The organism is Methylobacterium sp. (assembly GCF_019745455.1).
Classification (GTDB): Bacteria; Pseudomonadota; Alphaproteobacteria; order Rhizobiales; family Beijerinckiaceae; genus Methylobacterium.
This window is the reverse complement of record NZ_JAIETD010000078.1, coordinates 1-18,308: the sequence shown is the minus strand read 5'-3', so window position 1 is coordinate 18,308 and position 18,308 is coordinate 1. Positions and strand designations below refer to the sequence as shown.

Here is an 18,308-nt window from a genome sequence, read left to right as displayed (position 1 = left end):
GGGTGGGTTCAGACACGGGTCACTTCTCGATGGAAACTTCGGGCTCCGCCGGGTCAACTCTCAACGGAAATCAACATTGAGAGCCTTCAGCGCGGTTGCGACCGGCGCAAACTTACTCGTCCAGTCGAGGCCGGAGCGCGTCAGCAGCTTCACACGCCCGCCGTCGATCCGGGCCTGCAGGCGATAGCCATCGTGTTTTATCTCGAACAGCCAGTTGGGCCCGCTCGGCGCTGCATCGGCGAGAGTTGCGAGACCGGGTTCGACGAAGGGTGGCAGGACAGCTTTGCGGGCCCCCTTCACCTTGGCCTGCGTTGGCCGGCGTGGGCGATCCTTTGCGATCTCAGCGCGAGCCGCATGATCAGCCCGGATGACCCTGCCTTCCGCCATATCGGCGTTCGTGCGCCCGGAGATGACGGATGTCAGATGCTCGATCAGGATATCGGGCTGGCCCGGCGCCCGAGCGAAGGCGTCCTCGGCTTTGATGAGGAGCCAGGTCTGCTTCTTCTCGCCGCCCCGGCCCTTCATGCGGATCAGATGCCAGCGTCCGCCGAGACGTGCGCCGTCGAGCACAAATTCGAGATGGCCCTTGGCCATTGCCTCGGCCACATCACCGACTGGCGTCCAGGTGCCTTGGTCCCAGACGATCATGGTGCCTCCGCCATACTGGCCCTTTGGGATCGCACCTTCCCAGGCCAGATATTCGATCGGATGGTCCTCGGTTTGAACGGACAGGCGCTTGTCGCCGGCGACGAGGCTTGGTCCCCGGGTGACTGCCCAGCTCTTGAGGACCCCATCGTGTTCGAGCCGCAGGTCGTAGTGCAGCCGGCGCGCGTCATGCTTTTGCACCACGAAGCGCGCTTTGGCCGAAGGCCTGCAGCGCTTGCCTTTCGGCTCTGCCGACACCGTGAAGTCACGTTTGGCACGGTAGGGATCGAGCGGTTTTGCCATCATCCTTTCGCAACATGCCGATGCAGCCCGCGTTCCGTTTGGCTCAGATTAGCCATCAGAGTCTTACCCAAGAATTCGTAAGTTATCCACAGCAAAAATTGACCGGAACGACTCTGCGATGAGTCTTGTTGAGTCCGCCAGTTGGGCCTTTTCACTACGCTGTGAGCGGATCGACTCTCGAATATTTAAAGAACGTTGGAGGATGCCGTGGCGGCTCGCGCAAATTGGAAGGGACATCTGCGGCTCTCACTCGTGTCCTGCTCTGTCGGGCTTTATCCGGCAGTGAGCTCCACGTCCCAGCTGAAGTGCCACACCATCAACCGGCAGACGGGCAATCGTGTCAAGGAGCTGGTCATCGACTCGTTGACCGAGGAGCCGGTTGAGCGTGAGGACCGGGTAAAGGGCTGCGAGGTTTCCAAGGACGAGTTGGTGCCCTTGGAGGCCGACGAACTCGACGCGATTGCGCTGGAAAGCACGCATACGATCAACATCGAGGCGTTCTGCCATCGGGACGAGGTCGACGAGCGCTACCTCGAAAAGCCCTACTACCTGGCTGCAGAGGACAAGGTCTCACGCGAGGCGTTCGCGGTGATCCGTGACGCCATGAAGGAAAAGGGGATGGCGGGGCTTGGCCGGCTCGTCATCTACAAACGCGAGCGTATCGTGCTGCTCGAGCCATACGGCAAAGGCCTCCTCGCCACCCTGTTGCGCTATCAGGACGAAATCCGCTCGCCGACCGCCTACTTCGAAGACATGCCGGACGGTGAGGCGACCGAAGACATGCGCGAACTCGCCAAGCAGCTCATTGATCGCGCCACGAAGAAGTTCGACCCGTCGAAGTTCGAGGATCGCTACGAGGGTGCCCTCATGGCACTGGTTCAAGGCAAGGCCGAAAAGACTGCAAAGACTGTTAAGGCCGGCAAAGCGCAGTCATCGCCGCCTTCAGGTAACGTTGTGAGCTTGATGGATGCCTTAAAACGCAGCATCGCGGCAGAAAAGGCTGATAAACCCGAGAAGGCTAAAAAGTCGTCTCCTCTTAAGTCCGCAAAGAAGCCTGCAAGTCCGCGAAAGGCGACTAAATCGGTTGAGTCTTCGATGCGCAAGGCGAGCTGAGTGGTGCCTGCCAGCACCTCAGCACTGTGCGTGATTGATGACACCGCTTGCCTCGATACGTCCAGTGCGAGGTTGACGCAAGCGGAATATGAGGTTGTAGAATTTCTAGACTGCGAAAATGCGTGCGCTTGGCTTGAAGAAGAAACTCCTAATGTCGCGATCATCAAGACAGGCCCAAGTCGCGCCCGCTCAATGATATTACAAACACTATGCGATCGCTATGTCTTCGTTCTTTTGCCTCCAGCCATCTTAACGTCTCAGAAATGATGAGGCAGAGGCGCTAGCACTCAACCACATCTATCTCTACTGCGACAGACTTCAACAACCACACCGGACATCGAACGGTCGAGCAGGCGGCGGCTGGTATCGTCTGGCTGGCGGACCGTGACTCTACCGGACCGACCGGAGGCTTCTTCTTCGAGCAGACTTGCGTGCCGTGGTAGAGGTAGGCCGGCATCTATGCCTCGGCCAACTAAGCCCGGCTCTTCCAACCTATTCATGTAGATCAGGAGTGGGCGGAGCGGCAACGCCCAATTCAACGCATCGCCCGCTTGAAAGCAGATGGTGGCCCGTCCACCCATCCTGGTGAAAAGCGTTCATTCTATCAGACTGCTCAGAAGCGGACGCGATGAAGGTCCGATAAGGGTTGAAAGCTGCCGGTCCGCTCAAGGGCGAAGACGGGCGGAAAGCGTTGATTTACTTAATACTTTGAGCGACCGACAGCGTCCTATTAGCTATTGTCGGAAGGTCGGCTCTCGGGTTGTTGATGTACCCGAATTTGCGACGAAACAGGCCGACATCCGCTGATGCCGACATCCGCTGATCCGGTCTACGGCATGACGGCCGCCGGGTCGCTACAGCGCCAATGTTGGGCTCTGCGGACCTACAGAGCCGATCAGGCCGATCCTAACGTTTCCGGTTTGTCCGTCGGTTGGATAAACGCTCGTGTCTGATCTGGGGACATCCCCAGTCACATTGGGCATCTTGCAACGCCGGCATCTTGTCTGGTGATGGCGCGCGACCAATGCTGCACTGCACCGATCTGAGAGTAGGAGGGAATCAAAACATGGAGACGATCGGCCGGGACCTGCAGGAAATGCAGCGCGTTCCCCTCTCAGAATCGCATATCGCCGCGCTTCAGGCTGCAGGGATCAGGCGTCATTACGCGGCCGGGACTTTTCTCGCACGCGCTGGCGCACCTGTCGATCGGTTCGTCTATGTCGAAGCGGGCGAGATTGAAGTGGTGAACCCGTTCACCGATGAGCGTCACCTTCCGTCCACGCTGGGACCGACGCAGTTCATGGGCGAAATCTCGATCTTGAGTGGCGGCAACTGGTCGATGCCAATGCGCGCGGTCCGGGATACCACCGTCGTCGAGGTACCGCGTGTGGAGATGCTGCGGCTGATGTCCGATATTCCTGAGATGTCGGACATCGTCATTACGGTTCTCGCTGCACGGCGGCGGCGGCAGCTCGACTCGCGAGACGGCACATTGGTACTCATCGGCGAGGATGACGACAGGGCGGTTCGGCGAGTCGCCGAATTCGCGAGTCGCAACCGCCTTCCCTATAGGTCCTACGCTCTCGGCAGCCCGGAAGCTGGAGCCGTTGCGAAAAGCTGCGCGATCGCTTCCGACCGGCCGGCCGTGATCTTCGGACGCGACGTCGTCGTGACGGAGCCGACGCCTGACAAGGTCGCCCATCTTTTAGGCCTCAACTACAATCTCGTGAACGATGAGGCTTTCGACGTTCTCATCGTCGGCGGTGGGCCAGCCGGCGTGGCGGCGGGCGTCTATGCAGGCGCGGAGGGGCTCCGGGCGCTGGTCGTCGAGGACCTCGCGATCGGTGGTCAAGCCGGCACATCAAGCCGCATTGAGAATTACATGGGATTTCCGACAGGCATCTCGGGCGCAGACCTTGTCTGGCGCGGCGAGGTCCAGGCGATGAAATTCGGGACCCGGTTCGCGATGCCGCGGCGGGTGGCAAAACTGGAGCAACTCGAAGACGGCGTCTTTTGTGCGACATTCGAGAACAATCAGCGCGTTCGAGGGCGCGCTGTCGTCGTGGCGACCGGTGTCCAGTATCGACGTTTGCCGATCGTCCGGCTCGAAGCGTTCGAGGGCTCGGGTGTCTATTATGCGGCAACAGAAATTGAGGCGCGGTATTGCCGGAACGCCGAGACCATCATCATCGGTGGCGGCAATTCCGCGGGCCAGGCGGCGATGTTTCTCAGTCGCTCTGCTAAGCATGTTCGCCTTCTTGTGCGCGGTCCATCGCTCGCCACCTCGATGTCGAGTTACCTCTCAAGTCGGCTGGAAGCGGACCCGGCGATCACCATCGAATATGGCTCCGAAGTCAGCGCCCTCCATGGCGATGGTCACCTCGAAGCAGTGACCATCCGCAGCATCGTCGATGGAACGGTCCGTACGATCCCGGCATGCGCCGTGTTTGTCATGGTCGGGGCTGCGCCGAATACACAATGGCTCTCGGGGCTCATCGAACTCGACAACCATGGTTTTGTACTGACCGGAGACGCGATTGGCGCCGGCTCGCCCTATGCCACGTCACACCCCGGTATCTTCGCGGTTGGCGATGTGCGCGCAGGCTCGGTCAAGCGCGTCGCATCGTCCGTGGGAGAGGGATCAGTCGTAATCTCCAAGGTTTGGGATTATGTTCAGCGTTGAATAATTTATAATTATTGCCACCCAATAGATGCGACGCGTTCGCGAGTCGAACTACCTACATCTTTCATTAAATTTGACTACTCGGGAAAATAATCGAATCTGCTGTTCAGTGGTCACCTTCTTCAATCTTTTCACTCTGCGGCCGGATTGGCGGTTAAGATGAAGCGTTCGCCGTGGGGCAAAAAGGGGTCCGATTGGCATTCATCCCGACGATATGCGTCCGTTTTGTCCGGCTTCACGGAAGCGGATACTGCGAAGGTCCGGCAAAGTTCGATTGCTGCCACCTCCATCTAGTGCTGAGATGGCTGGAAAGCAGCCGTCCGCTATCTAGAAAGGATGCCGAAAGTCGCAGCAAGGCAAAAATTGCTGCGACTGTGGCTACGCTCAATGAGCCTATGCGAGTCTCGACGCTTTAGATCAGACAATGCATGCTCGCAGATTGTTTCAGTTGGTTGAGGATCAGCGGAAGCCGCTACGCGATTGCGAACTGGAGAGGGCTGCTGACGGCTGAGGGTGAGGCAGTCTAAGGAAAAACCAGCTTAACGAGCCGTCGGGCTGCGAGGCAAGCGAGACGCGAAGATGCGGTCGCGTCAGCTCTAGGAGGGATCAGCGCTGCCGACGCGACCGCTTCTCGGACGGAGAGGCACTCGACACCTGAACCAAGTCAGCCATGGGAAGCTCGCATTCACGCAGGTGAACGCAAAAGCCCCGCCGCGGCGAACCGGGCGGGGCTGAATATCAAGGGGATGAGGCTCGCACCTGTCGAGGCTAGCCGCCACCGGCGGAACCGCTCGCTCCGCCACCACCCGTATTGCCGACGGGCTTCTGGTTCTGCTCAGCGTTGCCGCCGACACCCGGATTGTTCGAGCGCGTTTCGGAGCCGGTCGCCCCTGGAGCGACGACCCCGATCGAACCGGGACCGCTGTTTGCAGCGCCGCCAGGCTGAACGACCGTGCCGGGTGGAGGGCGAGTATCGCTAGGCGCGACAGTGCCCTGGGCCAATGCCGATGTTGCCAGTGGCAGCGCCAGGACGGCCAAGACGAATTTGTTCATGTTCCTCACCTGCATGTCCGTGAAGCTGTTTCAACGCGATCCGCGCGCAGATGTTGCTGATCCTGAGACGATTGAGACAGACGCCCGCAATTGGCCCAGCCGATCGCTAGCAGTCAGATTCTGACGACAGGACCTGTCCTGAAAGTCGACTGGGGTTTCGACCCTCAGGAGGGGCAAGCCGATGCACGGCAGAGTAGTCCGAGGGCGTCGTGACCTCGTGAAGTTCGGCGAGGTGCCGGAGGATTTCACCGAAAGCCTTCATGACGACCGAAATGGAATTCCCCCCGCACGACGGGTGCCGGTGGGGCTGTGTTCGGAAGAGGCTGAGAGGTTACCGTGCCATGCCGCCACTGCTCGTGCCGCCACCGCTGCTGTGGCCGCTGGTCGGTGTCCCGGCCCCGCCCATCGGCGACGCTGACCGACGCAGGTGCTTGCGACGGTTCTTCTTCATGGCCGTGTAGGTCGTCGGTGCCTCGACCGATCTGAAGCCGGCCGACGGTGATTCAGCGACAGCCACGCTCGATGCTGAGAGAACGAACGACGCGGCGACGAAGAGGCATTTGACGTTCATGAGGCGCTTACTCCGAGAAGGTTCATCGGATGCCAACTCCGGGTTGGTCGAATTCGTTCGGCCTCATCTCTCGCGATCGAACATCACTAAAGGCACGGCTTGGCTGCAACTCCAGAGTTTGCGCCGTTCCAGCGGCACTCTCCTCAGATGAACCTTCGCCTTTGAGACGCGATACCGGACATCGGCACGGCTGTACCGTCCAAGCCCTTCGTCAGTGAACCTTCCGACCAGTTGACGGTACGGACGTCTGAGAGGAACTGTCCGGAGAGCGCGAGGGTTAGAGGGGTCCCTTTGAGGAGTAAACGCGTATGGACGTCTGGCATCTGATCGAGCGTGACCACCAGAATATCGCTCAGCTCATACACGACATCCCAAATGCCCTGGCGGGCAAGGGCATCATTCGCAGCCGCGAGCGGCTTCTAGGCGACCTCATCGATCGGCTGGAGATTCACGCCGACGCCGTCCATGCGAGCCTCTACGAGCCTCTGAGCCGCACCACTGAGACACGTCTTCTCGTCGAGGAGTTGCAAGGCGAGCACGAGGCATTCATGCGACCGTTGGCAGGCTTGGCCCGTTCGCGCCGCAAGGATGCACATGGGTGGCTCGATGCCTTCGGAGATGCGACCTTCCTCGTCGATCAGCACCTTCACCGTCACACCCACGAGCTGCTTCCAGCCGCCCGCAGGCTCTTGTCCCGTGAGGAGGTCGAGCACGCCACCCGCATGTTCATTCGTGGGAAGACGAGGGCGCTAAAGTCGAGACAGCAGGTGGGACCCGGTGTGACCGGGCTCGGCGACCTCGTAGTCATCGGCACGGTTGGTGCCGCTCTGGGTGGCCTCGCACTCCTCGCTTGGCGTTCCGGGCTATTCGGCAGCCGTGATCTTCCCAACCAGCGGTATGATCTTAGCGCAGAAGCTGAGTAGGTACGTTCCAGCGGCCACAGCCGGAGCTAATCACGCTGAAACCTTAGGGTGATCACGGCGCCACAAGACCATGTCCGGCGCCGGTCGGTCGGCGCGTTGCCTGAGCCATGAGGATGAATTCACGGGTTGTAGGATATGACCTCTGTAGCTCGCCCCGTTGGACAGTTTGGGATCCTGTCAAAACGGTCACTACGTGCGTGCTCGGCGGCGGAGATTTTGCTGGGCCGGCTTTCCGGGATTTGTGCTTCATGGCCTTCCAACCTGCCCACATCACCGACCTCTAGCGAATCACCGTGCGCCTACTTAGAGCGCCCGAAATCTGCATACAACATGCAAAATACCAATTTCGAACCGCTCCTGCAGGCACCCGATCTTTCGGCAACGATTTGACCGACATCATCGCTGTCGGGATCGCTAATCAAGCAGGACTGATCGTTCTCGGACATTGCATGATGCCGGTGAAAATAAGGACATTCTCCGTTCAGCCGCCTCCTAGTCCGAGAGGCTCGACGGGGCCTGCCACTCAACGCCGGCATGTTCGCGAATATCTCCAGGACTGCTGCCTGTGTCCGCGTCACTCACCCAATCGCTTGGTTCGACGATGTCTATGATCTCGTCATCAGGGTAGGCAGCGGCAAGGAACAGACGAGCTTCACCCTCTGCCGCAGCCCGAACCGTTACGAGCGGCTTTGATCCCTCTGAACCGCGGACATTGGCGATGAAGAGCTTTGTCATGGGGGCGTTCCTGTCTCGAGCGCAGTGCATCGATGATTGGCTAACGCGCGACGAACGTTGCGGCTTCATCATGCGCGTGTGGCCGCCGTAGGGAGCTTCGCAGGAGCCAGCACCGCGGCAGGCCGGAACGCTTGCCATCCTGGCTGCATTGCTCCTTGAAACGAAATGAGGGAGCGTAATGATAGTGCAAGCCGATACACCACGGCCTGACGACGATGCCAGGCCCTCCGACAACCAGCCATCTACTCCGGTGCACCCGGTCCGCACTCCGCGGTCGGTTCCTGAAGAGGACGATCCGGAGATCGAGAAGACGGAGGAGCAGCCGAGCTAGCCCACGAGCGCGTCCGGTTTGAACTCATAAGCGGAGCCCCGGATCGCTTGGGTGACCGGGGCTCAGTTCTTCAGCCACTCTCCTCGGCAAGGCACAGACGGCCAGGCGGCGGCTTGTCGATAAGCCTCGGGGTCCTTGCGGGATGCTTAGAGCGTCATCATCGGACCAGCTCATCCACAAAATGGGCAGGCATCGAGATGCGGCTAAGGAAGCCGGAATTGCTTCTCGTGCCGGCCGAGCATCTGAATGCGAAGATTTGCTAGTTGCGAACAGGAGGCGGACGTGCAGGAAACACCCGAGGCGGACGACGCCGCGCGCACCATCGCCGAGGCCGTCTACGCGGCATACGAGCGGCAAGCGACGACCCGCATTCATCCGGCCAAGGTGCAGACACTCCTGGCGCGGCTTGCCGAGACGATCCGGCCGGAGATCATGTCACCGCCTCGCTCCATCATCGCAGCTGTGAACGTCACTCTCGATGCTTGGGAACAGACGAACCACGAGGTGCAGGGCCCACGCGTTGCCTCTCTAGATGTGGCAGACGGTTCGATCGCGATGAGTCTGCCGCAGCGGTTGGTGTGACCTTCATCGAGGTGCCGGCCGAAGCGATGGGTATGCCGCAATGACGCCAGAGTTGCTGAACGAGCTTCTGTGCAATCGAATCCTGGGCATTGACAAAGCCGTCATCCAGGTCAGCCAGGGCCGGAACGCCAAGGAGGCGGCAGCGACCATCCGTGCGAACCTGATCGACCTGCTTAGCCTCCTCGATCGCAATCCCGGGCTCGATGCGGCGGCTGACGACCTGCAGAAGAGCGTTCATGCCATCGTAGAGGCAGGTGACCGCGGAGGCGTTGAGGACCGGCAGATGAGGCTGCTCACTGAGGCGCATGCTCGCTACAAAGATCGGCTTGAGGCCGCTGGCGTAGAATTGATTCCCGAGAAGTCCGGTGGCCCTGGGGTACGGCTGAGGAAGGCATAGCCGTTCGCTTGGGCGGCAAGTGATCTCCAAAGTGGTTTCGCGGCCACACTGCGAGGCCAACGAGCGACGCTACGGACAAGCTGCCACACTCCCCTCAAAGGCTTCCTGCATGCTTCGTCTATCGAAGTGAGCGGAGGATACTTGCGATGAGCAACCAAGGGCAGCCGACCGGGGCTGACGTCATTCCGTTTCCACCGCATGTGGCGTCCATGACGCCAAACGCGGACATCGCCTCGATGATTGAGGTGCTTCAGGATCATCTCGCTCTGGCACGTGAAGGTAAGCTGCGCTCGGTTGCGGTCGTGTCCGTATCTGCCGACGGCGCGGCAATCGGCACGCAATGGTCGTGTCAGAACGCAGACATCACCGGCTTGATCGGGAAGCTGACGGTGCTCACCCACGACATGATGGCCGCTCGCAAGTAGCTCTCCGGCGCCGAACTCGGTGGGGGCAGACTTCTCCGCCGATTGCCCTAACTCCTTCCCGTCACGAACGAAGGAGACCTCATGCCTGAACAGCCGAGCCATGTCGTGGATCGCATTGAGACAAAAGCTGCGAAGGTCGCCGAGCGGGACCGCGTTGCCCATCAAGCGTGGTCAGAGCTCCATGAATCCATCCAGGCCCGGGACGAGAAGACGGAGCGGCTGAAGGCCTTACGATTGGCCAAGCAGCTTGAGCGGCGAGAGTGAACTGACGCCGGCGCTACGAAACCAACGACGTGGGGTTATGGCGCCGGAAACTGCCGGAATGAGACTGGGTTCGGCGTTCAATCCAGAATGAAGCCGGGTACACCCCAATCATGCGAAGTCGACGTCGAGGGACGGTGGCAAGCTGCCTCCAACGCCGACGCCTCCGCAATCTTTCGGAACGCTCGTAAGACGTGCCTTGCCTGCCATGGCTCCGTCTCCGTGGGCGGCACGTTCACAAGCGTGGATATGTTGGGCCTTGCACATCGCAAGAAGCACAGCAGGTGTTCCTCATGCTCATGCTCTGGTGTTTCCTCACAGACCTCAATGGCCGCGAGGTTCTCATCCTGTGGGGGGCTCGGCAATGGATGGGGCGACACGAAAGCTGATGCCCACGTGTAAGCTTGGCTTCCAAAGCATAGGGCAGGCATTGCGTCGCAGAACCATTCCCACGGGTTGCTCGGCCGCTTCCAGGCCGAAGGGACTCGATCGCTGAACGCCAAGCTGTACCTCCATCCACTCTCGACTCTTTGCAGCTCCTCGGAAGGTTCGCTCACAGGCTGCTTCGCGAGCAGAAAGTATGACCGGGTTGGATGAATGTCTGCCGGTCTGCTTCCGGGAAGTCAGGCGACGAGATCAGTGGTTCGCTCATAACGCGACGTACGACGGCTTTGCGTTCACGTCGGTCGCTCCGGCCTCAGACTCGAGACGCCCGTAGCGGACGCTCATCCAGGCAGTGCTCACCGGCCACGTTTCAACCGATCAAGGCAGGTTCTGATCTGTGTAGCTTCAGCGGCGCTTGTCGCCATTCCGAGGCTCGCTGCATAGGCCTGCCGTGCCTCGTCATCGCGCCCGATGCGTTCGAGCAGGTGTCCGCGCACCGCGTGGTAGTAGAAATACGTCGCCAGTTGACTCGCGAGCGGCTCGACAAGCGCGAACGCCTCCTCTGGGCTTCGGGCTCGCGACACGGCAACCGCGTGGTTCAGCGCGACAACTGGCGTCGGCTCGAAGTCGGCTAGCGCACGGTAGAGCTGCTCGATCTGGCCCCAGTCGGTCTCCTCGAAGTTCCGTGCACGGGCGTGGAGCGTGGCGATGGCAGCCTGGAGCTGGTAGGGACCCAAGCGTCTCAAGCGGAAGGCCCGGTGAGTGAGGGCGACTCCGTCTGCGATGGCCGCGCGATCCCACAGGCGGCGGTCCTGATCCTCGAGCAGGACGATCGCGCCGGCCGTGTCGAAGCGCGCCACGGCGCGCGAATGCTGAAGCCGCATCAGCGCAAGCAGGCCGAGCACCTCCGGCTCGTCGGGGAAGAGCTGAAGCAATAATCGGCCGAGACGGATCGCCTCGTCGCACAGCGGTTGCTTGTGCCCAGCTTCGCGGGACGAAGCGTCATAACCATTGTTGAAGGTGAGATAGATCATCGCCGAGACAGCCGCGAGCCGCTGGACCCGAGCGGACTGCGACGGCGTCTCGAACATCACGTCCGCCTGTCCGACCGTGCGCTTCGCGCGGGTGATCCGTTGCTCCATCGCGGCTTCGCTGACCAAGAATGCGCGGGCGATCTCCGCGACGCTCAGACCGGACACGACCCGCAGTGCGAGCGCGATCTGCTGCGTCGCCGGCAGGTCGGGATGGCAACAGATGAAGAGCAGGCGGAGCACGTCGTCGCCGTACGAGGCAGCGTCGATCGACTCGGCGAGTTCGTCTTCAATCAGCTCGACGGGCGGAGCCATCGCTTCGGGAAGGTGCGTCTCGCGGGCGATGCGACGCAAGCCGTCGATCCCGACGTTGCGCCCGACCAGTATCAGCCATGCGGTCGGGTTGCGCGGCGGCACCTGAGTAGGCCATCTGTCGAGTGCCTTGAGGCAGGCCTCCTGGTAGGCTTCCTCGGCGAGCTCGACATTGCCGAAATAGCGCAGCAGGGCGGCAACGGCGCGGGGGCGCGCCGCCTTGAGTGCGGTGCCGATCCAGTTCGCGTCGTGAATCATGTTGGCCTTCGGCGCCCGCACCGGTCCGACAGCGCAATCGCCTGTCACATATATTTGCCGTGTTGGCGTTCGGCCTCGGCATCGAGGCGCTTCGCTTGAGCGTCGATCTCTGGCGTCGAGATCTCGGCGAAGTCTTCCATCGTGTAGAACCGACGGATCTCGATATCCGAGTCCGAGAGCTGCGGATTAGGGCAGCGCTTCACCCAATCGATGGCGTCTTCCATCGAAGCGACTTCCCAGATCCAAAAGCCGGCGACGAGCTCCTTGGTCTCGGCGAACGGGCCGTCGATCACGTCACGCCGGTCGCCCGAGAAGCGGACCCGCACGCCTTGGGAGGATGGCCTCAAGCCCGCGCCCGTAACCAGGACGCCGGCCTTTACCAATTCCTCGTTGAAGTTCATCATCGCCTCGAGCAGTTCGGGCGGCGCCATCTTGCCCGCTTCGCTGCCCGCGTCGGCCTTCACCAGCACCATCACGCGCATCATTCGTCTCCTCGTCGTTGTTGCGGCCAAGGACGGACGAGCAAGCGTCGATCCGACATGACCGGCGAAGTTTTTTCCAAACCGATCGTAACCGCGAACGCTCGGTCAAATACGGGCTGTTGCTTCGATGAACGCTCGTTCGCTGCGGTCACGCGACGGGCGTCCGAGGAAGGCCGCAATGTCAGCTTTCCGGCATTCCTGCCGGAAAGCTGACAGGCTTCTCACGGCCGGTTCCAGTCGTACAGCGGTGCCCCCGCTCCACGTCCGCTTTCGAGCATCGTGTCATGGCACCCGAACACCCGGGTCGGGTCGAAAGCGGGCGGTATGAAGCGTCTGGCAGACCGGGACAGCCGCACCCGTGCTACCACTAAGCCCAGAAGGCGAAGGAGAGCCCGCGTGATGGGCCCCCGTGGATCGCTAAGTCCTCGCGAAGGCAAGAAGATCAGCGCTGGGAGCGTCAGCGGTGAGCACGCCCTGGCCGACGCCGGGATCGGTGCTGAGGGTTTCGTTTCTCAGCAGCTCCACCGACAGCCGAGCGCTGGCGTCGATCGGGACGATCTCTCCGTCTTCGCCGTGCAGCCGAGGGTCGGGACGCAGATCGCCTTCAGATCCTCGGCCTGGTCTGCCTCTGAGAAGGCCTTGATGCCGTCGTACTGCGCCTTCGCGCTGCCCATCATGACCTGGCGCCACCAATTCTGGATCGCGCCTTGCGAGACCTGTGCGACCGGCCAGTTGAGATTGCAGAGCGGGCCCGTCGGAACGGTGAGGAAGATTTGCGCCCGGTTATCCGCCAGCGCCTTGCGGAACCTGTCGAAGACCTCGATCGGAGGCCGCCGGATTGCTCTGGGTCTTGAGCGTCAGCGGCGGCACGGCGCTCAAGGGAGCCGCCTTTGCGACCCGGCCCTGTGGCTCGTGGTGCCGCTCCACGTCGCCGGCGACCTCGCCGCCGCCGGTCGAGTGTCCGATGTGGATTGCTCCGCGCCGATCAAGGTGCTGCACAACGGCCGCAGCGTCGACCGCGTACTTGTCCATCGCATGTTGGTCCGAGACTTGACCGGACCGGCCACAACCTCGTCGGCCATCGTGTGCGGAGAACCGACCGTTGCGTGGTCGCCCTTTGATGCGGAGCCGGCGAACGTCCGCTTCCGGGCGAATTGGAGCAGTCACGTCATGTCATTGAGGAGCCGGCTTATGCCGCGACGACGCCGAGTGCCCCAGCGTTCGCCGCAAGAGCCCGATCGTATTCGATGAGTTTTGCTACGTCTTGGCAGGCGTCACGGCCATAGAGCTTCCCGATGAGGTACAAGGTGGTGTCGATCGCGAGCGAGACACCACCCCCGGTGACGACCGTGTCGTCAACGATCGCCGCTACCTGCGGACGAACGCGATCCGCCATCGTGGTCAGCAGGTCCAAGGGTGCGACTATCTCGGCTCCGACCGCCGAGCGCCGGGTCGTGGCCAGGCGCCCGTCGAGGCTTCCGGCCGCAGCGAGGATCAGGGCTCCCGTACAGACGGAGGCGAGGCTCTCCAGACGTCGGCTCCGCAGGAAGGCAAGAAGCCGAGCATCCTGCGCAGCCTGCGACCAGCCCGGCCCGCCGCAAACAACGAACACGTCGCAATCTGGGGCGTCAGCGACGCCATGAGGCGCCTCGAAGACGAGCCCACCTGCCATGCGGATCGGACCTGCCCCCGCCGCAATAACAGCGTCGCCAAGATTTGGAAGGATCCGTCGGGCCATCGACAGGACGCCTATGGTCCCCCCCAGATCGATCGGCTCGATACCGTCGTACACGATCACGCCGATGCGCCTGGGTGCGTCTCGGTCTCGCATGGTATTCTCCTCTTGATTGTCGGGCGCGGCCCGCAGCAGGACCAACGGCGTTCAAGCTGGACTGGACAGAATGACACTTCGGACGACAGTGCGACGGGAGCAAATCGACGGTGAGGCGCGCTCCCAGCTCGCGATACTGGCCGACGAGGTGCGGCTCCACCGGAAGCAGCGCGACCTATCCCTCGAGGCTCTCTCATCTCTCTCGGGCGTCAGCCGCTCGATGATCTCGAAGATCGAGCGTGGAGAGGCCGTCCCGTCAACGGCTGTACTGTCCCGCCTCGCAGAGGCTCTGGGAGTTACCTTCTCGCGCCTGATGGCGCCGGAAACTGAGCGCGAGGTCCTGTTGATCCCCGCAGCGCGCCAGCCTGTCCTGCGCGACGAAACCTCCGGCTTCCTGCGCCGCTGCCTCTCGCCGGTTTTGCCGGGGCGCGGTATCGACTGGGTGCTCAACACGCTGCCGCCAAACGCAAGCACGGGCGAGTTTGTGGCGCATCGGCGGGGTGTGTCAGAGTACATCTTCGTCCTCAAGGGACGGCTGCAGGCCGTCATTGGCGACCGGATCCTCGTCGCAAACGAGGGCGACAGCCTGTATTTTGAGGCCAACGCTGGCCATGCTTTTACCAACATCGGCTCAGGACCCTGCGAGTATTTCCTGGTGATCGACGCGTCTCGTCTGCGCTGAACTAAGCATCGCTGCGCCGGCTTCTTTCCGCCCCAGATTGAAAGCGTCCAACAGGGCGGAAGGACCTTATCGACGGCGCCTCACGCCAAGCGCCGTCAACATGGCACACCGATTGCCTCCTCGATAGTGGATATTGTTCCACTCAAAAGAGAGGTGAGGTACGTCATGACCAGCACACCTGCTGTCGCCGCGTTGACCCCCCAAGCCACATCCGCTGACGATCGGCAGATGCGCCAGATCATTATGGCCAGCATGCTTGGCACCATCATCGAGTGGTACGACTTCCTGATCTACGGCACGGCCGCCGCGCTCGTGTTCAACAAGTTGTTCTTCCCGAGCCTCGACCCGGTCGCGGGTACGCTCGCAGCTTTTGCATCCTATGCAGTCGGCTTCGTGGCACGCCCGCTCGGCGGCGCGATCTTCGGTCATTACGGCGACCGACTCGGCCGAAAGGCGATGCTGACCCTGACCATGGTGATCATGGGAATCGGCACCTTCCTCATCGGCTGCCTGCCTACCTATGCGGAGATCGGACTGTGGGCGCCGATCCTGCTCGTGACCCTTCGTCTGGTGCAGGGCATCGGTATCGGCGGAGAGTGGGGCGGCGCGGTTCTTATGGTCATCGAGCACGCCCCGGAGCATCGGCGCGGGCTTTATGGCAGCCTTGTCCAGGTCGGCTTCCCTATAGGAATTGCGGCCTCGACTGGGACCTTCCTGTGGCTGACCACCCTGCCAGAGGCCGACTTCCTGTCCTGGGGCTGGCGGCTGCCGTTCCTCGCTAGTGCGCTCCTCATCGGTATTGGCCTGTTCGTACGCCTGCGGCTCGTCGAGACGCCCGCCTTCGCGCGCGTCAAGGAGAAGGCCGAGGTCGCGCAGATGCCCCTCCTCGACGTCGTCACGAAGCAGACGCGCACCTTCTTGATTGCGGTCGGCCTCAAGGTTTCAGAGGTCGCCTGGGTCTACATTCTAACCGTGTTCTCGATCGTCTACGCGACGAAGACCCTCGACCTACCCCGGTCCCTGATCCTGAACGCGATCCTGCTCGCGGCAGCCCTTGAGCTCGTGACCATGCCACTGTTCGGATGGCTCTCAGACAAGGTTGGCCGCAGGCCGATGTACTTTGCGGGCACGACCATCAGTGCCGCCTGTGCGCTCGTTCTATTCGGCCTGCTCGATACCCGCGATCCGACGACCGTGGTGCTGACCATCGCCGTTATCATGAGTTTGACCCACGCGATGATGTTCGGACCGCAGGCGGCGTTCATGCCGGAGCTCTTCGGGACGCGCACCCGCTACAGCGGCGCCTCCCTCGGCTGCCAGGTTGCGGCGGCCATCTCGGGCGGCTTTGCGCCGATGATTGCCACCGGGCTCCTCGCCTGGGCAGGCGCAACATGGCCCATCGCGCTTTACCTGATCGCCCTCGCAATCGTGAGCTTCATCGCCACGATGGTGGCGAAAGAAACTCGGCATCTCGACATCGCGAGAGCCTGAAATAACAGCATCGCTGCCCATGGTGGTTCCAGTATGATGGAAACTCGTCCACTATGGGCGGCAATGCGGCAGCAGAGGGGGAATTTGATGACGAGCAGAACGATACTCAGCACCGACGGGGCGGCCAAGGCGGTCGGGCCCTATGCGCAGGGCACACGCGTGGGAGACCTAGTCTTCGCCTCTGGCCAGCTCCCGATCGATCCGACGACCGGCGCCATTCCTGACGGCGTTGAAGCCCAGACCCGGCAATCGCTGGCCAACCTTGCTGCTGTCTTGGCGTCCGGTGGCGCGAGCCTCGCCTCTATCGCCAAGACGACGGTGTTCCTCAAGAACATGGACGACTTCGCTGCGATGAACGGGGTCTACGCCGAGCACTTCACCGAAGCGCCACCGGCTCGTTCGACCGTCGAGGTCGCACGTCTACCCCGCGACGTGCTGGTCGAGATCGAAGCAATCGCCCTCGCGATGGGCGCATCCACATGAACCAGGATGACACCGTCGATGCCGGCCCAGCAATGCTCGACGCCTTCACGCATCCCGCAGGATCGATTGCAGTCTCGGTTCCAGGTGGAGCCACGGCCTGGAACGGGACGCTGCTTCACATCCACGTCGCTCCTTCGGCCAGCTACGAAATGGAGGAAGTGCACGAGGCCACCTGCGTCGCTGGGCGTGGAATCGTGGGCGATCGCTACTTCTCCGGAACAGGAACTTACTCGCCGAAACCCGACGTACGCGAGGTGACGCTGATCGAGCAGGAAGCTCTCGACGCCCTTTCACGCAATGACCCCCCACTGCAGGGCGGTTCCATTCAACTGCTTCCCGTCGATCACCGCCGCAACCTCACGGTTCGAGGCGTACCGTTGAACCATCTCGTCGGCCGCCGCTTCCGCGTCGGAGAGGTGATCCTACGGGGTGGACGGCTGAACTTTCCCTGCAAGTATCTGGAGGAGTTGCTGGGATTGCCGGTCTATCTGCCGCTCTACAACCGCTCGGGTTTGAACTGCAGCATCGAGCGCGGCGGCGTGATCCGTCCTGGCGACGCGATCAGCCTCCTCGAGGGAAATACGGACTGACGCCATGACCGCCCGTATGATCATGAAGCTCAGGGTAGCGTCGGCGCGGCCGACGACGCCCGAAGTGCTACATCTGCGTCTTGTCCACCCTCAACGCACGGAGCTACCGGCCTGGACGCCGGGCGCTCATGTCGACGTGCGGCTCCCGGACGGGCGTATTCGCCAGTACTCGCTCTGCGGGGATCCGGCCGACCGCACACAATACGAGATCGCGATCAAGCGCGAGGATGCAGGCCGCGGCGGCTCGGCCTGGATGCACGCGAACCTTTCGCCGGGCAGCTGCGCGCACGTCTCGGCGCCGCGCAACAATTTCCCTCTTGTGGAGGCAGCCAGCGAGCACATCCTGATCGCAGGCGGAATTGGCGTGACGCCTTTCGTCGCGATGGCGCGCCAGCTCGCTGCGGAGGACCGGAACTATGTTCTCCACTACTGCGCGCCTTCGCCTGGGCGCGCGCCCCTTCTCGACGAGCTCCGCATCATCTGCGGAGAGCGCCTACGCGGCTGGTTTTCGTCGACCGGCAACCGTTTCGATCCCGCCGCGATCGGGCCACCCCGGGCGGGTGTCCACGTCTACGCCTGCGGGCCGCAATGCGGATTCCGACGGAAGCCGGCCACCCATTCCGACGCGAAGCCGGCCAGCGTTCCGATTTGATGTCGGCCACCAGTCCGAGATGAAGCCGGCCACTCGGTAGCCGGCATCGGCGACGGCGCATCCCCGTGGGTCAGCAACCGCGGCATCCCA

At 62.0% G+C, this 18,308-nt stretch carries 17 protein-coding genes and 1 pseudogene; 11 read left to right on the top strand and 7 right to left on the bottom strand.

Going from position 1 to position 18,308, the window contains the following annotated elements:
* Nucleotides 1-60: 60 nt before the first annotated feature.
* On the bottom strand, nucleotides 61-948 hold the full coding sequence (locus K2Y56_RS16645; protein WP_292509845.1) for a DNA polymerase ligase N-terminal domain-containing protein: 888 nt from the start codon (nucleotides 946-948) through the stop codon (nucleotides 61-63).
* Between the two features lie 207 nt (nucleotides 949-1,155).
* Here K2Y56_RS16645 and K2Y56_RS16640 point away from each other — a divergent pair, with 207 nt between their 5' ends.
* Entirely contained in the window at nucleotides 1,156-2,061 is a 906-nt protein-coding gene (locus K2Y56_RS16640) for a Ku protein (RefSeq protein ID WP_292509842.1), read from the top strand.
* 1,066 nt (nucleotides 2,062-3,127) lie between these two features.
* Nucleotides 3,128-4,744, top strand: coding sequence for a cyclic nucleotide-binding domain-containing thioredoxin-disulfide reductase (locus tag K2Y56_RS16635; RefSeq protein WP_292509857.1), 1,617 nt, complete (start codon nucleotides 3,128-3,130; stop codon nucleotides 4,742-4,744).
* Between the two features lie 768 nt (nucleotides 4,745-5,512).
* Here the strand turns inward: K2Y56_RS16635 and K2Y56_RS16630 are convergent.
* Complete coding sequence (locus K2Y56_RS16630; RefSeq protein ID WP_292509839.1) at nucleotides 5,513-5,797, bottom strand: hypothetical protein; 285 nt, start codon at nucleotides 5,795-5,797, stop codon at nucleotides 5,513-5,515.
* 879 nt (nucleotides 5,798-6,676) lie between these two features.
* Here K2Y56_RS16630 and K2Y56_RS16625 point away from each other — a divergent pair.
* Nucleotides 6,677-7,291 carry a hemerythrin domain-containing protein gene (locus tag K2Y56_RS16625; protein ID WP_292509836.1) on the top strand — a complete coding sequence of 205 codons (615 nt, stop codon included), beginning with the start codon at nucleotides 6,677-6,679 and terminating at the stop codon, nucleotides 7,289-7,291.
* A gap of 492 nt (nucleotides 7,292-7,783) precedes the next feature.
* Here K2Y56_RS16625 and K2Y56_RS16620 read toward each other — a convergent pair whose 3' ends face one another.
* Nucleotides 7,784-8,026, bottom strand: a complete 243-nt coding sequence (locus K2Y56_RS16620; protein WP_292509833.1) for a hypothetical protein — start codon at nucleotides 8,024-8,026, stop codon at nucleotides 7,784-7,786.
* 613 nt (nucleotides 8,027-8,639) lie between these two features.
* Here K2Y56_RS16620 and K2Y56_RS16615 point away from each other — a divergent pair.
* From K2Y56_RS16615 to K2Y56_RS16605, 3 genes are all read left to right on the top strand, one after another.
* Nucleotides 8,640-8,939, top strand: coding sequence for a hypothetical protein (locus tag K2Y56_RS16615; protein WP_292509830.1), 300 nt, complete (start codon nucleotides 8,640-8,642; stop codon nucleotides 8,937-8,939).
* 52 nt (nucleotides 8,940-8,991) lie between these two features.
* The gene (locus tag K2Y56_RS16610) at nucleotides 8,992-9,336 is read left to right on the top strand and encodes a hypothetical protein (RefSeq protein ID WP_292509827.1); all 345 of its coding nucleotides are present in this window, start codon (nucleotides 8,992-8,994) and stop codon (nucleotides 9,334-9,336) included.
* A gap of 209 nt (nucleotides 9,337-9,545) precedes the next feature.
* Nucleotides 9,546-9,761 carry a hypothetical protein gene (locus K2Y56_RS16605; RefSeq protein WP_292509854.1) on the top strand — a complete coding sequence of 72 codons (216 nt, stop codon included), beginning with the start codon at nucleotides 9,546-9,548 and terminating at the stop codon, nucleotides 9,759-9,761.
* A gap of 1,001 nt (nucleotides 9,762-10,762) precedes the next feature.
* On the opposite strand, the gene K2Y56_RS16600 is transcribed toward K2Y56_RS16605, so the two are convergent.
* From K2Y56_RS16600 to K2Y56_RS16585, 4 genes and pseudogenes are all read right to left on the bottom strand, one after another.
* Nucleotides 10,763-12,004, bottom strand: coding sequence for an RNA polymerase sigma factor (locus K2Y56_RS16600; RefSeq protein WP_292509851.1), 1,242 nt, complete (start codon nucleotides 12,002-12,004; stop codon nucleotides 10,763-10,765).
* Nucleotides 12,005-12,051: 47 nt separating this feature from the next.
* Complete coding sequence (locus K2Y56_RS16595) at nucleotides 12,052-12,489, bottom strand: YciI family protein (RefSeq protein ID WP_292509848.1); 438 nt, start codon at nucleotides 12,487-12,489, stop codon at nucleotides 12,052-12,054.
* A 417-nt stretch (nucleotides 12,490-12,906) separates the two neighbouring features.
* Nucleotides 12,907-13,578, bottom strand: a pseudogene (locus K2Y56_RS16590) (alpha/beta hydrolase); the annotation flags it as partial.
* Between the two features lie 100 nt (nucleotides 13,579-13,678).
* The gene (locus K2Y56_RS16585) at nucleotides 13,679-14,320 is read right to left on the bottom strand and encodes a DJ-1/PfpI family protein (RefSeq protein WP_292509824.1); all 642 of its coding nucleotides are present in this window, start codon (nucleotides 14,318-14,320) and stop codon (nucleotides 13,679-13,681) included.
* Nucleotides 14,321-14,390: 70 nt separating this feature from the next.
* On the opposite strand from K2Y56_RS16585, the gene K2Y56_RS16580 reads away from it, so the two are divergent.
* From K2Y56_RS16580 to K2Y56_RS16560, 5 genes are all read left to right on the top strand, one after another.
* The gene (locus tag K2Y56_RS16580; RefSeq protein WP_292509822.1) at nucleotides 14,391-15,002 is read left to right on the top strand and encodes an XRE family transcriptional regulator; all 612 of its coding nucleotides are present in this window, start codon (nucleotides 14,391-14,393) and stop codon (nucleotides 15,000-15,002) included.
* Between the two features lie 228 nt (nucleotides 15,003-15,230).
* The gene (locus tag K2Y56_RS16575) at nucleotides 15,231-16,493 is read left to right on the top strand and encodes an MFS transporter (RefSeq protein WP_292509820.1); all 1,263 of its coding nucleotides are present in this window, start codon (nucleotides 15,231-15,233) and stop codon (nucleotides 16,491-16,493) included.
* A gap of 87 nt (nucleotides 16,494-16,580) precedes the next feature.
* The gene (locus tag K2Y56_RS16570; protein WP_292509817.1) at nucleotides 16,581-16,976 is read left to right on the top strand and encodes a RidA family protein; all 396 of its coding nucleotides are present in this window, start codon (nucleotides 16,581-16,583) and stop codon (nucleotides 16,974-16,976) included.
* Complete coding sequence (locus tag K2Y56_RS16565) at nucleotides 16,973-17,566, top strand: MOSC domain-containing protein (protein ID WP_292509814.1); 594 nt, start codon at nucleotides 16,973-16,975, stop codon at nucleotides 17,564-17,566. The genes K2Y56_RS16570 and K2Y56_RS16565 overlap by 4 nt, the downstream gene beginning before the upstream one ends.
* 4 nt (nucleotides 17,567-17,570) lie before the next feature.
* Entirely contained in the window at nucleotides 17,571-18,218 is a 648-nt protein-coding gene (locus K2Y56_RS16560; protein ID WP_292509811.1) for a ferredoxin reductase, read from the top strand.
* The last annotated feature ends 90 nt before the right edge of the window (nucleotides 18,219-18,308 follow it).